This window comes from Paraburkholderia sp. BR10937, from assembly GCF_040965695.1.
GTDB lineage: Bacteria > Pseudomonadota > Gammaproteobacteria > Burkholderiales > Burkholderiaceae > Paraburkholderia.
On the sequence record NZ_JBFRCL010000002.1, the window covers coordinates 290,780 to 305,982 of the forward strand.

Annotated in this window: 17 protein-coding genes; 10 read left to right on the top strand and 7 right to left on the bottom strand. The window is 63.5% G+C overall.

Annotation, left to right across the window (positions count from 1 at the left end):
* Positions 1-39: 39 nt before the first annotated feature.
* Together AB4Y44_RS03270 and AB4Y44_RS03275 are read left to right on the top strand one after the other, a co-directional pair.
* The gene (locus AB4Y44_RS03270) at positions 40-2,769 is read left to right on the top strand and encodes a glucosidase (RefSeq protein WP_368698685.1); all 2,730 of its coding nucleotides are present in this window, start codon (positions 40-42) and stop codon (positions 2,767-2,769) included.
* 201 nt (positions 2,770-2,970) lie between these two features.
* A complete protein-coding gene (locus tag AB4Y44_RS03275) occupies positions 2,971-4,290 on the top strand; it encodes a tetratricopeptide repeat protein (RefSeq protein WP_368698686.1) in 1,320 nt (439 codons plus the stop codon).
* Here the strand turns inward: AB4Y44_RS03275 and AB4Y44_RS03280 are convergent.
* Positions 4,281-4,439: a hypothetical protein gene (locus AB4Y44_RS03280; RefSeq protein WP_368698687.1), complete on the bottom strand. Its 159-nt coding sequence runs from the start codon at positions 4,437-4,439 to the stop codon at positions 4,281-4,283. The genes AB4Y44_RS03275 and AB4Y44_RS03280 overlap by 10 nt on opposite strands.
* Here AB4Y44_RS03280 and AB4Y44_RS03285 point away from each other — a divergent pair.
* Both AB4Y44_RS03285 and AB4Y44_RS03290 read left to right on the top strand, forming a co-directional pair.
* Positions 4,438-5,628: a TIGR03118 family protein gene (locus tag AB4Y44_RS03285; protein WP_368698688.1), complete on the top strand. Its 1,191-nt coding sequence runs from the start codon at positions 4,438-4,440 to the stop codon at positions 5,626-5,628. The two genes, AB4Y44_RS03280 and AB4Y44_RS03285, sit on opposite strands and share 2 nt — an antisense overlap.
* 157 nt (positions 5,629-5,785) lie before the next feature.
* Positions 5,786-6,991, top strand: a complete 1,206-nt coding sequence (locus AB4Y44_RS03290) for an NAD(P)/FAD-dependent oxidoreductase (RefSeq protein ID WP_368698689.1) — start codon at positions 5,786-5,788, stop codon at positions 6,989-6,991.
* Positions 6,992-7,087: 96 nt separating this feature from the next.
* Here the strand turns inward: AB4Y44_RS03290 and AB4Y44_RS03295 are convergent, their stop codons facing one another.
* Positions 7,088-7,603: an Rrf2 family transcriptional regulator gene (locus tag AB4Y44_RS03295; RefSeq protein ID WP_028204661.1), complete on the bottom strand. Its 516-nt coding sequence runs from the start codon at positions 7,601-7,603 to the stop codon at positions 7,088-7,090.
* A 198-nt stretch (positions 7,604-7,801) separates the two neighbouring features.
* Between AB4Y44_RS03295 and AB4Y44_RS03300 the strand changes: the two genes are divergently transcribed.
* Positions 7,802-8,182, top strand: coding sequence for a BON domain-containing protein (locus tag AB4Y44_RS03300; protein WP_342921725.1), 381 nt, complete (start codon positions 7,802-7,804; stop codon positions 8,180-8,182).
* 171 nt (positions 8,183-8,353) lie between these two features.
* Here the strand turns inward: AB4Y44_RS03300 and AB4Y44_RS03305 are convergent, their stop codons facing one another.
* Positions 8,354-8,629 (bottom strand): hypothetical protein, encoded by a 276-nt coding sequence (locus AB4Y44_RS03305; protein ID WP_368698690.1) that lies wholly within the window; start codon positions 8,627-8,629, stop codon positions 8,354-8,356.
* Positions 8,630-9,053: 424 nt separating this feature from the next.
* Between AB4Y44_RS03305 and AB4Y44_RS03310 the strand changes: the two genes are divergently transcribed.
* Positions 9,054-9,347 (top strand): phasin family protein, encoded by a 294-nt coding sequence (locus AB4Y44_RS03310; RefSeq protein WP_368698691.1) that lies wholly within the window; start codon positions 9,054-9,056, stop codon positions 9,345-9,347.
* Between the two features lie 81 nt (positions 9,348-9,428).
* Positions 9,429-9,626, top strand: coding sequence for a hypothetical protein (locus AB4Y44_RS03315; RefSeq protein ID WP_028204658.1), 198 nt, complete (start codon positions 9,429-9,431; stop codon positions 9,624-9,626).
* A gap of 58 nt (positions 9,627-9,684) precedes the next feature.
* Here AB4Y44_RS03315 and AB4Y44_RS03320 read toward each other — a convergent pair whose 3' ends face one another.
* Entirely contained in the window at positions 9,685-9,852 is a 168-nt protein-coding gene (locus tag AB4Y44_RS03320; RefSeq protein ID WP_176732827.1) for a hypothetical protein, read from the bottom strand.
* Between the two features lie 198 nt (positions 9,853-10,050).
* Between AB4Y44_RS03320 and AB4Y44_RS03325 the strand changes: the two genes are divergently transcribed.
* The 3 genes from AB4Y44_RS03325 (at position 10,051) to AB4Y44_RS03335 (ending at position 11,471) form a co-directional block, all read left to right on the top strand.
* Positions 10,051-10,644, top strand: a complete 594-nt coding sequence (locus AB4Y44_RS03325; protein WP_368698692.1) for a DnaJ domain-containing protein — start codon at positions 10,051-10,053, stop codon at positions 10,642-10,644.
* A gap of 82 nt (positions 10,645-10,726) precedes the next feature.
* The gene (locus tag AB4Y44_RS03330) at positions 10,727-11,056 is read left to right on the top strand and encodes a hypothetical protein (protein WP_342921722.1); all 330 of its coding nucleotides are present in this window, start codon (positions 10,727-10,729) and stop codon (positions 11,054-11,056) included.
* Positions 11,057-11,174: 118 nt separating this feature from the next.
* Positions 11,175-11,471, top strand: coding sequence for an H-NS histone family protein (locus tag AB4Y44_RS03335; protein WP_342921721.1), 297 nt, complete (start codon positions 11,175-11,177; stop codon positions 11,469-11,471).
* A gap of 37 nt (positions 11,472-11,508) precedes the next feature.
* Here the strand turns inward: AB4Y44_RS03335 and AB4Y44_RS03340 are convergent, their stop codons facing one another.
* The 3 genes from AB4Y44_RS03340 to AB4Y44_RS03350 all read right to left on the bottom strand — a co-directional run bounded on the left by AB4Y44_RS03340 (position 11,509) and on the right by AB4Y44_RS03350 (position 15,197).
* Complete coding sequence (locus AB4Y44_RS03340) at positions 11,509-12,270, bottom strand: YoaK family protein (protein ID WP_342921793.1); 762 nt, start codon at positions 12,268-12,270, stop codon at positions 11,509-11,511.
* Positions 12,271-12,508: 238 nt separating this feature from the next.
* Entirely contained in the window at positions 12,509-13,084 is a 576-nt protein-coding gene (locus AB4Y44_RS03345; protein ID WP_368698693.1) for a hemerythrin domain-containing protein, read from the bottom strand.
* Between the two features lie 1,708 nt (positions 13,085-14,792).
* Positions 14,793-15,197: a hypothetical protein gene (locus tag AB4Y44_RS03350; RefSeq protein WP_342921718.1), complete on the bottom strand. Its 405-nt coding sequence runs from the start codon at positions 15,195-15,197 to the stop codon at positions 14,793-14,795.
* Positions 15,198-15,203 lie beyond the last annotated feature (6 nt).

The window sequence follows — 15,203 nt, forward strand, 5'->3', positions numbered from 1 at the left end:
GAGACTCGCGACGCTTGCGCCGCGCCCCAATTCAAGGAGATGCTCATGCTGCAGCGCGCCGCCGGCCTCATCCACACGGTTGAAGGTCAACGCCTCTACTCGGCCGACTACGCCCGCTGGCAGCGCTGGGGACCGTACCTCAGCGAGCGCCAATGGGGCACGGTGCGCGAGGATTACAGCGAGCACGGCACCGCGTGGGACTACTTCCCGCACGATCACGCGCGCATGCGCGCCTATCGCTGGGGCGAGGACGGTCTGGCCGGATTCGGCGACGAGCGGCTGGACTGGTGTTGCTCGCTCGCGCTGTGGAACGGCCTCGACCCGATTTTGAAGGAGCGTCTGTTCGGTCTTACGAATCAGGAAGGCAATCATGGCGAGGACGTGAAGGAGCTGTACTTCTACCTCGACAGCACGCCGACGCATTCGTACATGCGCATGCTCTACAAGTACCCGCAAGCGGCGTTTCCCTACCAGGACCTGGTCGACGAAAACGCGCGGCGCGGCGCCGGCTCGCCCGAATATGAAATCCTCGACACGGGCGCATTCGACGACGAGCGTTATTTCGATGTACAGATCGAATACGCAAAGCACACGCCGGAAGACATCGTCATGCGCGTGACAGTCGAGAACCGCGCCGGGCAGCACGCATCGATCGATGTGTTGCCACAGTTCTGGGCGCGCAACACGTGGTCGTGGAAGGCCGCAGGCAGCAAGCCGTCGCTCGCGCTCGTCTCGTCGGCCGGAGGCGAGCACGTCGTGGCGCACTGTGGCACGCACGAGCCGCTCGTCGTGACGGCTGCCGCACAAGGAGGCGAGCGCGTCGAGTGGCTGTTTTGCGAGAACGAGACCAACGTGAAGCGGCTCTTCGGCATGGACGGCGCGGGGCCATTCAAGGACGGCTTCGACGACTACGTCGTGCACGGCAACCACGACGCGATCCGGCGCGACGCGGGCACGAAGGTGGCCGCGCGCGTGCATCTCGAGATTGCGGCGCACGGGCGCGCGGTCGTCACGTTCCGCTGGCGTGCGCTGTCCGCGCCGAAGGACGAGCTGGCGCTCGACATCGACAGCCTGTTCGCGCAGCGCATCGACGAAGCGGACGCATTCTACGCTGCGCTGCAGCGCGACATCGAGAGCGCCGATGCGCGGCTCGTGCAGCGCCAGGCGCTGGCGGGCATGCTGTGGTCGAAGCAGTACTACCAGTACGACGTGAACCGCTGGATGGCAGGCGACCCGCTGCAGCCGACACCGCCCGCCGCGCGCCAGAGCGGGCGCAACGCGGACTGGCGGCATCTGTGCAACGCGGACATCCTCTCGATGCCCGACAAATGGGAGTACCCGTGGTACGCATCGTGGGACCTCGCGTTTCAGGCGGTCGCGTTCGCGCTGGTCGATCCGATGTTTGCAAAGAAGCAGATGCTGCTGCTCGTGAAGGACCGCTATCAGCATCCGAACGGCCAGTTGCCCGCCTACGAATGGGCGTTCGGCGACGCGAATCCGCCCGTGCACGCGTGGGCGGCGTGGCGCGTGTATGAAATCGATCGCGCGATCACCGGCAAGGCGGACCGGGATTTTCTCGAACTCATCTTCCACAAGCTGCTGCTGAATTTTTCGTGGTGGGTGAACCGCAAGGATGCGGACGGCCACAACATCTTCCAGGGCGGCTTCCTGGGGCTCGACAACGTCGGGATCTTCGACCGCTCGTCGCCGCTGCCGACAGGCGGGCACCTCGACCAGGCGGACGGCACCGCGTGGATGGCCGCTTACGCGCTCGACCTGATGCGCATCGCGCTCGAACTCGCGTTCGCGAACCATGTGTTCGTCGATATCGGCGTGAAGTTCTTCGAGCACTTCCTGTATATCGCGGGCGCGGTGAGTTGCGACGACGGCTGCGAGACGGGCCTGTGGGACAGCGTGGACGAGTTCTTCTACGACAAGCTGAGGCTGCCGGACGGCAGCAGCGTGCCGCTGCGCATGCGCTCGATCGTCGGGCTGATTCCCTTCTTCGCGGTGCGCGTGCTGGAGGAGCGGGTGCACGGCGGACTGCCGGGGTTGCGCGAGCGGCTGGTCTTCTTCCTCCAGCACCGGCCCGACCTCGCCAGCCTCGTGTCGCGCTGGAACGAACCCGGCAAAGGCAATTCATTGCTGCTCTCGCTATTGCGCGGGCACCGCATGAAGGCACTGCTGCGGCGCATGCTCGACGAAGCCGAATTTCTCTCGGACCACGGCGTGCGTGCGCTCTCTCGTGCCCATCTCGACGAGCCTTTTGTTTACCGGCACAACAGCTGCGACTTCCGCGTCAAGTACTTGCCCGCCGAATCGGATTCGCGCGTATTCGGCGGCAATTCGAACTGGCGCGGCCCGGTGTGGATGCCCGTCAACTATATGCTGATCGAGTCGCTGTACGAATTCCACCGCTACTATGGCGACGATTTTCGCGTCGAGTATCCGACCGGCTCGGGCAAGAAGCTTTCGCTCGCGCAGATCGCCGACGAACTGGCGCGCCGCGTCACGACGCTTTTTCTGCTCGACCGCAACAACGAACGCCCGGTCATGGCCGCCTACCCGCTGCTGCAGGCCGATCCGCGCTGCCGCGATCTCGTGCTGTTTCATGAGTACTTCCACGGCGACAACGGGCGCGGCGTCGGCGCATCGCACCAGACCGGCTGGACCGGACTCGTCGCGCTGATGCTGCAGCCGCGCATGATGAGCCCCTCTGGCAACGTGCCGGTGGCGGGCGAGGTCGAGGACGTGGAGGCGGTGAAGTAAGCGCGCGTTCGCAGGTGTATGCTGCGAACCGGCACTCGCCGCGTTCAAGCGTTGGTCAGGAGATAACACCCGCCACGCGCGACATTCGCAAACATGGCCCAAATGGCCGCCAGTAGGGCTTTTTAGAGCGCTGGCACATTCGATGCGTTCACGCCGACCGACAGTTGGGCCCAGCCAACTGCAGCCGAGTCGAGGTGCAACATGTCGAGCGTTCCGGATCGCAGGCCCGCGGGTCTGTCTCATGTGTTGTTTCTGGTCGGGCTGATCGGCCGCGCGCCACGGGAGTTGTGGCCCTTTGTGCTCACCTGGGTCATCGCGGTACTGACCGTGCCCTTTTGCTGGCTCGTCATCTCCGGCGCGCTCACGCAGCACGTGCTGGTGCCGCCAGTGGAAACACCGAAAGCGCTGGCCGAGACCGGCTATACCCCGGAATTCCTGGCAGAACGAATTCTTTCGGCGATGCGCGGAATCAGCAGCGACAGCGAGGCGGTTCCACACGATGTCTCGCTGGCCGATAACGACAGCCCGGACATCAAGCTGCCGGGTCAAGACATGTCCTATGCCTCGATCGTCGGCTTTCTGAAATCGACGCTGTTCAGGAACAAGCAGGACGTGGTCGTCCATATCGGCATTACGCATGTGAGCGGCAGCGCGGATGGGTATGTCGCGCATATCCAGATCGAAAACGGCCCGTTCAACGCCATGCACGACGACGTCGCGTTCACCGGTAAGGACTTCAACCAGTCGGTGCGGGACATCGCGATCGAGGTCATGCGGCTCGTCGAACCGAATACGCTTGCGAGCCATGTGTTCACGACGGTGCAAAAGACACGGTGTTCGCCGGGCCAATGCGACTACAGCGACGTCGAAGCCATCTATGACGATGTCCTCAGCCGGCCTGGCTCACCGCAACGCCAATGGGCGCTCGCTGGAAAAGGCTGGCTGCTGCTGCGGCAAAACCGTGCCGAGGAGGCGGAACAGCAGTCACGCGACGCGCTGTTGCTGTATCCGCACTCGGCCGTCTTGCGCGCCAATCTCGGTATCGCGCTCGAGCAGGAGCACAGCTTCGACGCCGCGATCAAGGAGCTTCGCGCGGGCGCTCACGAGCGGTGGAGCACCGCGGAGAACCAGCGCTTGCTCGGCGACGTCCTGTTGCACGCGCACCGGTATGCCGAAGCCCTCAGCGCGTTTCGCCGCGCCGATGAGATGCACCACGACGACGTGAACATCCTGCATGACTGGGGAGAAGCGCTCATCGACAACGGACAATACGAGGCGGCGATCATCAAGCTTGCGCGCGCGGTGGAACTTCGTCCCGATCTCGCGCCCTCGTATGAACTTTGGGGGCAGGCGCTGGAAGGCGAAGGCGATTTCTCTCATGCGGCGCAAAAATATGCCGCAGCGGACAAGCGCGACAGCGGCGCGCTGACGCCGCATGAGAAACAACTCGCCCTGCTGGGTGCGCCGCGCAGATCGCCGCCCGTATCGGCGAGTCTGCAGGCGCCTGATAGTCACACATAGCGCTCGTTGCCCGCCACGTGTTTTTCGCTAGCTAGTTCAGTCATTGCGATCGCCTGAGAAGCAAGCCCTGTTTCTTCGCTGGAATAAACGCTGCATCCTCCTCGTTCTTTGTCCGTTAGTCCCCTGGATTGAACGAGGAGTGCGGTCATGAAGTCTCTACTCGCCGTATTCGGCGTCGTAGCATGTGGTGCGGCCATCGCGACGCTCGTGTCGTGTGGCGGCAGTTCCGGTTCCAACTCGGGTTCCAGCAGTGCGAGCGTGCCCGCCCCGTCGTCGTTCACGGCGACGGCGCTCGTTTCCGATGGCGCGGTGGCGGCCGCGCACATCGACGGGAATCTGAAAAACCCCTGGGGTGTCGCCTTCAATCCGAACGGTTTTGCCTGGGTCGCGGACAACGGCACCAATGTCGCCACGCTCTATGACGGCAACGGCGTGCCGCAATCGCTGATCGTCGCGATACCCAGCGGCAAGAACGGCACGGCATCGCCCACGGGCATCGTCTTCAACGGCACACAAAGCTTTACCGTCGCGGAAAACGGCAAGTCCGGCCTCGCAGCGTTCATCTTCGCGGGCGAGGGCGGCACCATCACCGCGTGGGCGCCAACGGTCGGGCCGACCAACGCATTCGTCATGTACGACGACGGCACGGGCGGCGCCGTGTACAAGGGGCTCGCGCTCGCGACGATGAACAACGCGAACTTCCTCTACGCGACCGACTTCCATAACAACAAGATCGACGTTTTCAATACCTCGTTCAACAAGGTGACGATGCCCGGCGGCTTCACGGACCCGACGATGCCGGCCGGCTTCGCGCCGTTCGGCATTCAGGCGATCGGTTCGAATCTGTTCGTCACGTATGCGATGCAGGACGCGGCGAAGCACGACGACGTTGCAGGCGCGGGGCTCGGCATGGTCGACGTGTACGACACGGCCGGCAACCTGAAGCAGCGCTTCGCGACGGGGAGTCCGCTCGACGCGCCATGGGGCATTGCGCAAGCGCCCGCGAACTTCGGCTCGATGAGCGGCGCGATACTGATCGGCAATTTCGGTAATGGCGCAATCAACGCGTTCAATGCATCGAACGGCCAGTCGATGGGGCCGCTCAACGGGTCGAACGGCAACGCGCTCGTCGAGCCTGGCGTGTGGGGCATTGCGTTCGGCAACAACCTCAGCAATCAGCCTTCCAATACGCTGTTCTTCGCCGCGGGGCCGAACGACGAAGCCGATGGCGTGTATGGACGAATCGATCTGAAGGCGACGCCGAACCCGGCCACGACCACGGGCTCGGGTACGGGTACGGGCACGAGCACGGGAGCAGGGACGGGCATGGGCATGTAGCGCCCGGCCTCGCGGCATCGTTGTCTGATTCGCCAACAGTGCGTCCTAAAAGGGGGCTTGCGCATTAAAACTACGACTCATAGAGTCCGAGTTATGCGTTGCGCAGGCGCGGCGCGAGTCCACCGATATCCCGTATCCCTGCATTGGAGAAGCACACATGTCGAAGCGTATTCTTGTTATTGGGGCCGGCTTCGCCGGCATGTGGAGCGCGTTGAGCGCGGCGCGGCTGCTCGATGAGCAGTCGCGCACGGACGTGGAGATCGCGCTGGTCGCGCCGGACCCGCATCTGCATGTCCGTCCGCGTCTGTACGAAGAGGGCCCCGCGAACTTCCGGGCGCCGCTCACGGAGATCTTCGATGCGACTGGCGTCAAGTTCATCCAGGGCACGGTCGAGCGCATCCACGTGGAGCGCCGCGCGGTGGATCTGACCGATGTCGACGGCCAGTCCTCTACGCTCGGCTACGACCGCCTCGTGCTGGCCACTGGCAGCCGGCTGTTCCGCCCGTCGATTCCGGGCCTGGCCGATCACACCTTCAGCGTGGACCAGACCGACGAAGCGGTCGAACTGGAAGCGCACATCCGCAGTCTGGCCAGCCAGCCGGACTCGCCCGCGCGCAATACCGTGGTGGTGGCGGGCGGCGGATTCACCGGCATCGAGACCGCTGCGGAAATGCCGGCACGCCTGCGCGCGGCGCTGGGCGAGCAAGCGAATGTGAAGGTGATCATCGTCGAGCGTAACGATGCGATCGGTCCAGACCTGGGCGCGGGCCCGCGTCCCGTGATCGAAGAGGCGCTGGGTTCGCTCGGCGTGACGTGGAAGCTCGGCTCCAGTGTGGCTTCAGTGGATGCCGGCGGCGTCACGACAACGGACGGCCAGCGTATCGAATCGCATACGGTGATCTGGACGGCCGGGCTGCGTGCGAGCGCATTGACCGCGCAGATTCCGGGCCGCCTCGACGCCATGGGGCGTCTGCATGTCAACCGCAACCTCGCGGTGGAGGGCGTGCCCGGCGTCTACGCGACCGGCGACGTCGCCCGCGCAGCCACCGACGACGAAGGCAATCACACGATGATGTCGTGCCAGCACGCGATGAACCTGGGGCGCTCGGCAGGCCACAACGCGGCCGCCGATCTGCTCGGCCTCGCGCCGATTCCATATAGCCAGCCGAAGTACGTGGCCTGTCTGGATCTGGGCCCGTGGGGCGCGGTCTATACCGAAGGTTGGGAGCGCGAAGTGAAGTTGCAGGGCACCGAGGCGAAGAGGCTCAAACACCAGATCAACTCCGAATGGATCTATCCGCCTCGCGCGGACCGCGAGCAAGCGCTCGCCGCCGCAGATCCGCTGCGCATCGTGGTTGCCTGATCCTCCAGGATAACGACGGATCGAATTGGACGCGGAAGCCGCGTTGGAGGCTCCGCGTTTTTTCGCATGCTGGAAGGGCGTGTAAAGCGACGGATGTTACCCGCGCCGATTGGCGGCGCGCTCCGTGAACCAGTCCACCACGTGATGGTGATAGCTGGCTGGCGCCTTGGAATACGCGCGGGTGGCGAGATCGGCAATCGAGTGTTGCTTGAGTTCCGCGCGCATGGCGCGCTCGGCGCCCTGCATCACGGCATGGATCGAGCAGGTGCCGCGTGTGGCCCATGCGGGCGGCTCGTCGTCGAAAACGGCACATTGCCGGCGCACTTCGCGACAGTCGAAGAGCGCCTTTTCGCCGTCGATGGCGTCGACGACATCCAGCACCGAAATATTGCGTGCGGGTTTCGCGAGTCTGAAGCCACCGCGTATGCCTTCGGTCGACTCGACGATGCCGGCTTTGGCGAGGCGTGTGAAGAGCTTGGCGGCGTAATCGACGGGCACGCCCTGCATTTCCGCAAGGTCGCGCACGCTCGCCTCGCGCACGCCGGCGGACGTGCCGGCAAGATAGAGCAGGCAATGCAGCCCGTATTCGACGCCGGTGCTGATGTGTGACATGGTTATACGACGACTTTTTGTATCGGAGTTATTAGAGTAGCGCAGTGCGGCGCCGAAGTCATCCGCTGCATCTGCGTGTGCGCTCGGGCAGGCATTGGGGTGGAGCAGGCCATCGTGAACGCGACGCGTGAATTCCTGTGCGAACATACGCGTAGAGGCGGCGCTTTTCCTCGGTTGGCTCGACCCGATGGAGGCAGCATGAACAGAAACGGTGCGAATGGAACGATCGGCGCGATGGTGTTCGTGGCTATCGCGAGCTGCGCAGCCCATGCGAACGCGCAAACCGGTGTGAGCGAGCCGGCCGCTGTGGCCGTGCAACGTGTCTCTGCATCGACACCCGGAAGCCGGCCGGATACCTCGGTGGTGCGTGACGTTCGCCGTGCCATCAGGCGCGTTCCGGATCTCGACGATTCGGACATTCACATTCGGGTCAGCCATGGCGTCGTCACGCTCTCGGGCACCGTCCCGGAGACCTGGCAGATCTCGCGCGCGGGCAATGCGGCGAGGCCGGTGCTGGGCGTGACGGCAGTGAGGAACCGACTGAAAGCCCAGAAAGGGGACGCCGCGGCCAGCGAGTAGCGTCTCGCCCGCGCTTCCATCCAAGGCAACGCCGCCAGAAGGCGACTCCCGATCTTCCTACCCCGACGAACGCTCCCCAGGAGCCAGTTCAAACCTGGCTTGCGCTGACGCAGAATACTGTATAAATTCACAGTATGTGTTTACGTCCAGTAGGAGCGTCGCATGGAATCGCTAATTCGCATTGTGAATGACGAAGACCGTCAGGCGTTTGAATGGCTGGTGGCAAATGTGGGGGCGGATCGCGTTGCCGCTGCGACCCGGCGGCTTGCTGGCGGAGGGAAGCGGCCGTTCGTTTCCGCGCTGTGCCGATACCTCGGCGCGTGGCCGCCTGCTGCGCGGCGTCGGGCCCGCAAGGTCGAGCCCGTTCATACGGCCGTTGGCGATCTGCATCTGGCGCGCATACGCGAGCTGCTTGCGCAACGCAATGCGGTGAAAGTCAGCGCTCATTGATTTGCCCGTTCACCCTTGCTTGAGGGCGCAACAGCGCTGCACTCATAATCCGCTTGCGATGAATCCTCGTCGCAAGCGGTACCTTGTTTGACTTCTTACCTTACCACACAGCGCAAAATCCGTAATTCGTCTTTCCTTGTCTGACTGGCTGAGATCCAGGCTGACAAGTCAACTTTTCACAGGCCTGTTCTGCACTTGCCGCCGCCATACTTCGGGGTGAATCCATCCGCGTAATAAATTGGGGAAACTCCTGACTCAACTAGCATTCATGAGGCAGATTTAACAAAGTTAGAATCAAGGCTCTAGATCGACACCGGCATTCGCTTATGAACGAGCAACGCCACTCGCGTCGAGAAGCCATACATCAAACGCGGTCGATACAGACATAACGATTGATGAAATGCACGGGGGGTAAATTAGTATGTCTAATCAAAAATTCGCGGCGGCGGGAAGCGAATCGTGGGCCGCAAAGTTCACTACGTTGACCGGTCATCTATTCGATGGTTTTTGTGAACTCTCACGCCTGAATCTCGCGACTTGCAGGTCGATATTCGCTGGCTCGCAACAGCACTTCGAAGGCATGTTGTCCGTGCAGACGCCCGAGCAGTTTGTCCGCAACCAGGTCGAGATGTTGCCGTGGGTTGCTTCGCAGGCGGCCGGGTACACGCGCGCATGCATGGACATCGCGTCGGAGACTGCGGCGAAGCTGCGGTAGCACGCATCGCATTCGGGCCGCGAGTGCGCTCGCAGCCGCGAAGAAGCGTGATCAAACAGGATCAAGCGGGAGGGAAATGACATGTTGAGCCCCCACGAACTTGCCACGTTGATGCTGATAAAGAATGCGCCGGGGCGGATCGAGCCGGACCGGGAGGAACTCGGTGCGCTTCGCGATCTTCACCTGGTCATCGTCGATACGCCCGAATCCGGCTTCCCTACGCCCCGCGTGACGCCTCAAGGCGATGCGCTCCTGAGAGCGGTCGCCCGCGTGCGCTGATTGGCGGTCGGGACCGCATAGTCTGTCACATGGACAGGCTATATTCAGAGTGCGTTGCTCACAATTGGGTTGCGATCCGCATGGATCCGAGGAGGCTGACGTGGACCAGTCCTGGCTGGGTATGGCTGCCGGCACGATCGTGCTCGTAATAGCCGCAGTTGGTGTCACCGCTCACTATCGGCGCGAACGGCGCAGGGCCGATTTGCTGCGCAATCTCGATCACCACGACTGGTGTCGCTGGACACGGGTTCGACGCTGAGTACCCGGGTGCTCAGCGCTGGTGGCGCAGGTGGATTTCGATATCCGCGGCCCGTTTGCTTAGGACAATTGACCGGTTGCCGGTTGGCGATCGTCATCGCATGCGCGGTGCATCTGCGGACGACATGCTACGATCGACCGCATCTCACTTCCATTTGTGCGAGCCATGGCGACGTTGTATGACTTGCTGGGCGTAAGCGACGACGCGAGCGACGCAGATATCAAGCGGGCCTACCGCAGGGCCGCGATGAAAGCGCATCCCGACCGTAATATGGGACGCGAAGCCGCTGCTCATGCGCAGTTCCAGGAGATCAAGGAGGCTTACGCGATTCTTTCCGATCCGGCGCAGCGCAGCGTCTACGACGCGGTCTATGCCAAGGAGATGGGGCGTATGGCCCGTGAGCGGGAAGAAGAGGCGCGTTTGCAGGAGGCCGCGCGTCAGGAGGCGTATGCGCGGCACGTGAGCGTGGCCATGCGCTTCGCGGAGCAGGGCTACAACCGCGACGTCGTGTTCGGCGCACTGCTCGCGAGTGATTGCGAATCCCAACTGGCCGGGCGCATTGCCGATGGCGCTATCGCGCTGCACCTGTCGCGTCAGGCGGACAGCGCCGCGTCGCGCAATGCCGCGGAGCCGGACGAGGCCGTGCCGCCGTCTTCGTCGCATGGCGCAGGCGACGAAGAGTCGCAAAAGTCCGACGATCGTCGTCACGCCAACCTTTTTAGTACGATCTGGCACGGTATGTTCGGGCTACATCCCTGAACGCATCCCGCTGCCAAAATGCGCCGAACAGGCAGGAGCGGGGTACGATAGTGATCGACATACTACTCAGCGTGGCCACCCTATGACTTCGAACACACATGCAGCCCGCGATGTCGACACAGAGGCGTTGGCGACCTTGTCCGAGTACCTGGAGATTGCGCTCGACAAGGGGGGAAGCCTGATTCTCGTTCGCACGCCTGGCGGGAAAAACGAGGTCTATCTGGGCGATCCCGCGCTGTTGCCGGAAGACTGGGCGCACCTCGGCGCGATTCCGGAACCCGTGGCCCGGGCGATACTGGAGGGCACGCGCTCCGGGCTCAACGAACTGACTATCCAGGCGCAAAGCTATCGTTTCGTACGGTTGTTCGCCCAGGTTGCCGATGCGGGGGCGATCGTCTTCGTCACGGCCTGAACGGTCGGCCGCGTGGGCTTGCTGTGCCCGCTGCGCGTGTCGCGTGATCACGTTGGAAGGGGGTGTGAGCGAAAGCCACTATGATTGGCGAATGGTGTCCACGCGCAGGAGACGATTCGTGGCAACGTACAAGGAACTGAAGGCGCAACTCGCGGAACTCGAGCGTCAGGCGATGGTCGCCCGTCAACAGGAGTTCGAGACGGTTCTCGCCGAAATCCGCGCAAAGGTGGCCGAATTCGGGTACACGCAGCAGGACATCTTTGGTAGTCGTCGCGGGAGGTCGGGGCTTTCGCATAGCGCGGCGCCGCCGAAATATCGCGATCCCGCAAGTGGCGCGACCTGGTCCGGCAGGGGACGCGCGCCGAACTGGATCAAGGACGCGAAGAATCGCGACCGGTTTCTGATCAGCGAATGAGTTGGCGGGTATTGGCCGCCGGCGACCGACGTATTCGTCAAGACAGGTCGCGCAGCGGCAGGCGACGCAAATCGTCGGTCACCGGCACGCTCGCCAGGATCACCAGCAGCATCGACAAGGGCACGCCCGCGGCAAATCCAAAATGCCGGAAAGCCACGGCGCCCAGCGTTCCGCCAAGCAAGAACATTCCGAGCAGGGAGCCGAGTACGCGGACGCGCTGCATATCGGCCGCCACGTGATGCGCCGCTGAAGACGGCACGCCCCAGTTCCAGTAGAGCGCCTTCCCAAGTTCGATTCCCAGATCCGTCACGATGCCGGTCACATGCGTCGTGCGGATTTCGGCCTGCGAGATTTTCGTGATCATGGCGTTTTGCACGCCCATGATGTAACAGAGCACAGCCACCGTCAGCGGCACGAAGAGAACGCGATGGATGCCGGGATTCGCGCCGAGCGCGGCGAAGCAAAGGAGCAGGGCGGCTTCGAGCAGGAGCGGCAGCGCGTAGACGCTGCGCGCGCAACGGCGGCGTCCCCAGTTGATCAGAATGGCGGACGTCGCGGCGCCACTCGCGAAAGCAAGGATCGAACTGATAGCGGACAACGCGATGCCGCTCTCGCCGAGCGCGGTGCTGTCGGCAAGCGACGAGACGATGCCCGACATGTGCGACGTGTATTGCCCAACGGCGAGGAACCCTCCGGCGTTGATTGCACCGGCGACCCACGCCAGTGCACGGCCAAGCCGCAGGTTGGCCCGCTCGGTGCGTTCGACAGAGGTGAAGCTGCGCAGATAGTGAATGGGCACGACGGCGTTCCGGCCTACGAGCGTCGAAACGCACAGTGTACGACGCGGACTGATTGCACGGCCCAACCTCATCTGGCGTTTGGGGTGCGGTTGTTTGCCGCAGGGCTTGCCACGTTGCCGTGAATTCGTGTAATCCGTTTGCAGATGTTTTTTTCGCGCGAGACCCGGGCTCGATCGAGCGTCCGCAAGTCCGGACGGACGGCGATCCATAGTGCACATCGCGTGAAGTCGCTCAGGCTTACGCTTCGGGCATCGTCTGGACGATCAATCTGTAAAGATCATTAAGATTGTCCTCGGTCTCCAGACTGTCGAACGGATCGCGATTCGCGCCGAATGCCTCGTCGATCGCCACCCAGTCCGATAGCGTCAAATAACGTTGCGCGCCGGGCAGGATGACGGACTCTTCCAGGTGCCGGTGACTGGCGTAGAAGTCCGCGTAACCATACACGCCCTCGCGCAACGCGGGCAGCATGTCGGCGCCAGCCAGTTCATAGCGTGTGAGCGCGCGTTCGAGTGCATGAACGCGCAGCTTGCCTTCCTCGTGCTGGCGCGCGAGTTCCCCGATGACAGCGTCGAATTCTTCAGTACGATTGCGAAGCCGCGCGAACAGGTATTGCTCCTCTTTGGGGTGATGAACCTGCTCGGGGAATTCGCTGATGTAGTAGAGCATTGCCCGCATCAGCATGGCGCTGCGTGGCCCGGAGCCGGACGCCATGCCATCGGCCACACTCAGCATGCCGCTGACGATACTCGCCAGGTGACGGTGTTCGCTCAAGATCACTTGTGTCGCATTGCGTCGGGTGGCGAGTTCCATGTCGGGCTCCGGGAGAGGGGCGGCCGACCTGGGGCAAGGGAGCGGAGGGAGTGGGGACGGCGCTGCGTGGTCAGCCGCGGCTGATTCACTATGCGCCCGGCGTCTCACAATGCATTGATCTTGATCAATTTGTACTCGTGCTGCGGGTCGCCCATCGGCGCTGCTACACAAGATTTCGGCACGGCGATGCGTCACCGTGCCGAATCCGAAGCGATGTGTCGCGCGAGAGCATGAATGCGTTTATGGCGTGCTCGTTGGGGTCAGGATCGGTGGTTCGTACCCGCCCGTGTCCACCGCGAAACCCGCTTTGGTCGTGCCGCCCCCGCCAGGCGAGCCTGAGTTGTTCGCGGCCCGTGCAGGACCGGCGCCGTGGCCCGCGCCGCTGCTCGTACCGGATACGCCCGGCGGACCGTAGTCGTTCGCAACCGGCCCGGCAGCTGGCCTCGCGACCGCAACGGGGGGCGGACGCGGTACGCTCGGCGGCGGCGCGTAGTTCGCCGCCGGCGCAGTGGGTGCCGCGGTGGTTGTGCCCCGGACCGACGTGGTCGCGCTCGGCGGCGGGGCATTGTTGCTCCCGGCTGGCGTGGGTATCACCAACGCATTCGGACGATAATCCGAGTGCGGCGGTGGGCTATATGCGTTTGTAACCGGTGCGTCGATGATCGGCGCAGGTGGAGGAGGCGGCACGATTTCGACCATGGCCGTCCGTGCACTCATACCTGGTGAGCCGCCGCGGCCCAGAGGTCCACCGGGGCCGCCTGCACTCGCGCTACCTGAGGAGCTACCCGCACTCGAACTACCGCCTGCCCCAGCGCTACTGCCACCGGCGCTGCTTCCACCGGAGCTGCTTCCACCGGAGCTGCCTGCGCCGGAGCTGCCTGCACCAGAACTTCCTGCACCAGAACTGCCTGCGCCGGAGCTGCCTGCACCAGAGCTGCCTGCACCAGAACTGCCTGCGCCGGAGCTGCCTGCACCAGAGCTGCCCGCGCCGGAGCTACCTGCACCGGAGCTACCTGCGCCAGAGCTGCCTGCGCCAGAGCTGCCTGCGCCGGAGCTGCCTGCACCAGAGCTGCCCGCGCCGGAGCTACCTGCACCGGAGCTACCTGCGCCAGAGCTACCTGCACCGGAGCCCGAGCTTGATCCCGATCCCGATCCTGAGCCCGACCCAGAGCCCGACCCAGAGCCGTGGCCACCGCCCGCACCCGCACCCGCACCCGCGCCGCCGCCATTGCCGCCGCCGTTGCCTCCACCATTACCGCCGCCATTTCCTCCGCCATTTCCTCCGCCCGCACCATAAGCGGCACCCGACAGGGCCAGAGCGAGCACCCATACCACGGTCTGCTTGGTTGATCGGTTCATCGTTCCCCCCTATTTCGCGCAAGCCGCTTCGAATGCCCGACTTGCCCGCGCAAAACCGCTCCGCGCGTTGGCCAACAGGCGCGCAAGCGATGTGCCGCAACGCGCTCCCCCGGTGCGTGTCGTCGGCATGGTTCAGAAGGACTATCTTCATTGCGACGCCGCCCCTCATAAGCGGAGCGCAATGACGTATCGCTTCACGATACGGCGATTAGCAAGCCACGTCTTCGCTCACTTGATTCGCATTGCGAATCAAAACCATTGGTATGATCTGCAGACTCGGCAAACGACGTAGCCTATAGGTGGATTGTCCGGGCTGGCAGCTGAGATGGGCCAGGTTGGCGAAGAAATGCTAGCGAATGGCGTGGGTTCGGGCAAACAAAGCGCTTTCACAAACGCTTTTAATTAAGCGAGAAGTCGGCGACATCCGGACGTGGGCGGGGTCAGGCCCGGCCGCATGTCCTAATGCGAAGCCATCGCGGTCTTCTTCTTCGCTGCCGCTAAAGCGGTTTTCCGAATCGATCATGCGCCGCTTCAGGGGCGGTACATTGTTGACGACGCGCATTGCCGTGCGCATCGCACCGAGTGCAAGGCGTCCGACAATGGGCCGATGTATTGCGTCGCGCTCGTCGAACTGTTTGCGCGATTCGTACACCGCGTGAAAGCCATAACGGCGCATCTGCGTTTCATAGCCGGTAATCGCGTCCAAAAGCGTCGGCTCGCCGCGCGCTACCCGCACGAGTTGCGAGCCGAGCAAGGACGG

Excerpts from the sequence above, each read along its gene's own strand:
- AB4Y44_RS03270 (WP_368698685.1), top strand. The coding sequence starts at position 40 with ATGCTCATGCTGCAGCGCGCCGCCGGCCTCATCCACACGGTTGAAGGT.
- AB4Y44_RS03275 (WP_368698686.1), top strand. The coding sequence starts at position 2,971 with ATGTCGAGCGTTCCGGATCGCAGGCCCGCGGGTCTGTCTCATGTGTTG.
- AB4Y44_RS03285 (WP_368698688.1), top strand. The coding sequence starts at position 4,438 with ATGAAGTCTCTACTCGCCGTATTCGGCGTCGTAGCATGTGGTGCGGCC.
- AB4Y44_RS03280 (WP_368698687.1), bottom strand. The coding sequence starts at position 4,439 with ATGACCGCACTCCTCGTTCAATCCAGGGGACTAACGGACAAAGAACGA.
- AB4Y44_RS03290 (WP_368698689.1), top strand. The coding sequence starts at position 5,786 with ATGTCGAAGCGTATTCTTGTTATTGGGGCCGGCTTCGCCGGCATGTGG.
- AB4Y44_RS03295 (WP_028204661.1), bottom strand. The coding sequence starts at position 7,603 with ATGTCACACATCAGCACCGGCGTCGAATACGGGCTGCATTGCCTGCTC.
- AB4Y44_RS03300 (WP_342921725.1), top strand. The coding sequence starts at position 7,802 with ATGAACAGAAACGGTGCGAATGGAACGATCGGCGCGATGGTGTTCGTG.
- AB4Y44_RS03305 (WP_368698690.1), bottom strand. The coding sequence starts at position 8,629 with ATGAGCGCTGACTTTCACCGCATTGCGTTGCGCAAGCAGCTCGCGTAT.
- AB4Y44_RS03310 (WP_368698691.1), top strand. The coding sequence starts at position 9,054 with ATGTCTAATCAAAAATTCGCGGCGGCGGGAAGCGAATCGTGGGCCGCA.
- AB4Y44_RS03315 (WP_028204658.1), top strand. The coding sequence starts at position 9,429 with ATGTTGAGCCCCCACGAACTTGCCACGTTGATGCTGATAAAGAATGCG.
- AB4Y44_RS03325 (WP_368698692.1), top strand. The coding sequence starts at position 10,051 with ATGGCGACGTTGTATGACTTGCTGGGCGTAAGCGACGACGCGAGCGAC.
- AB4Y44_RS03330 (WP_342921722.1), top strand. The coding sequence starts at position 10,727 with ATGACTTCGAACACACATGCAGCCCGCGATGTCGACACAGAGGCGTTG.
- AB4Y44_RS03345 (WP_368698693.1), bottom strand. The coding sequence starts at position 13,084 with ATGGAACTCGCCACCCGACGCAATGCGACACAAGTGATCTTGAGCGAA.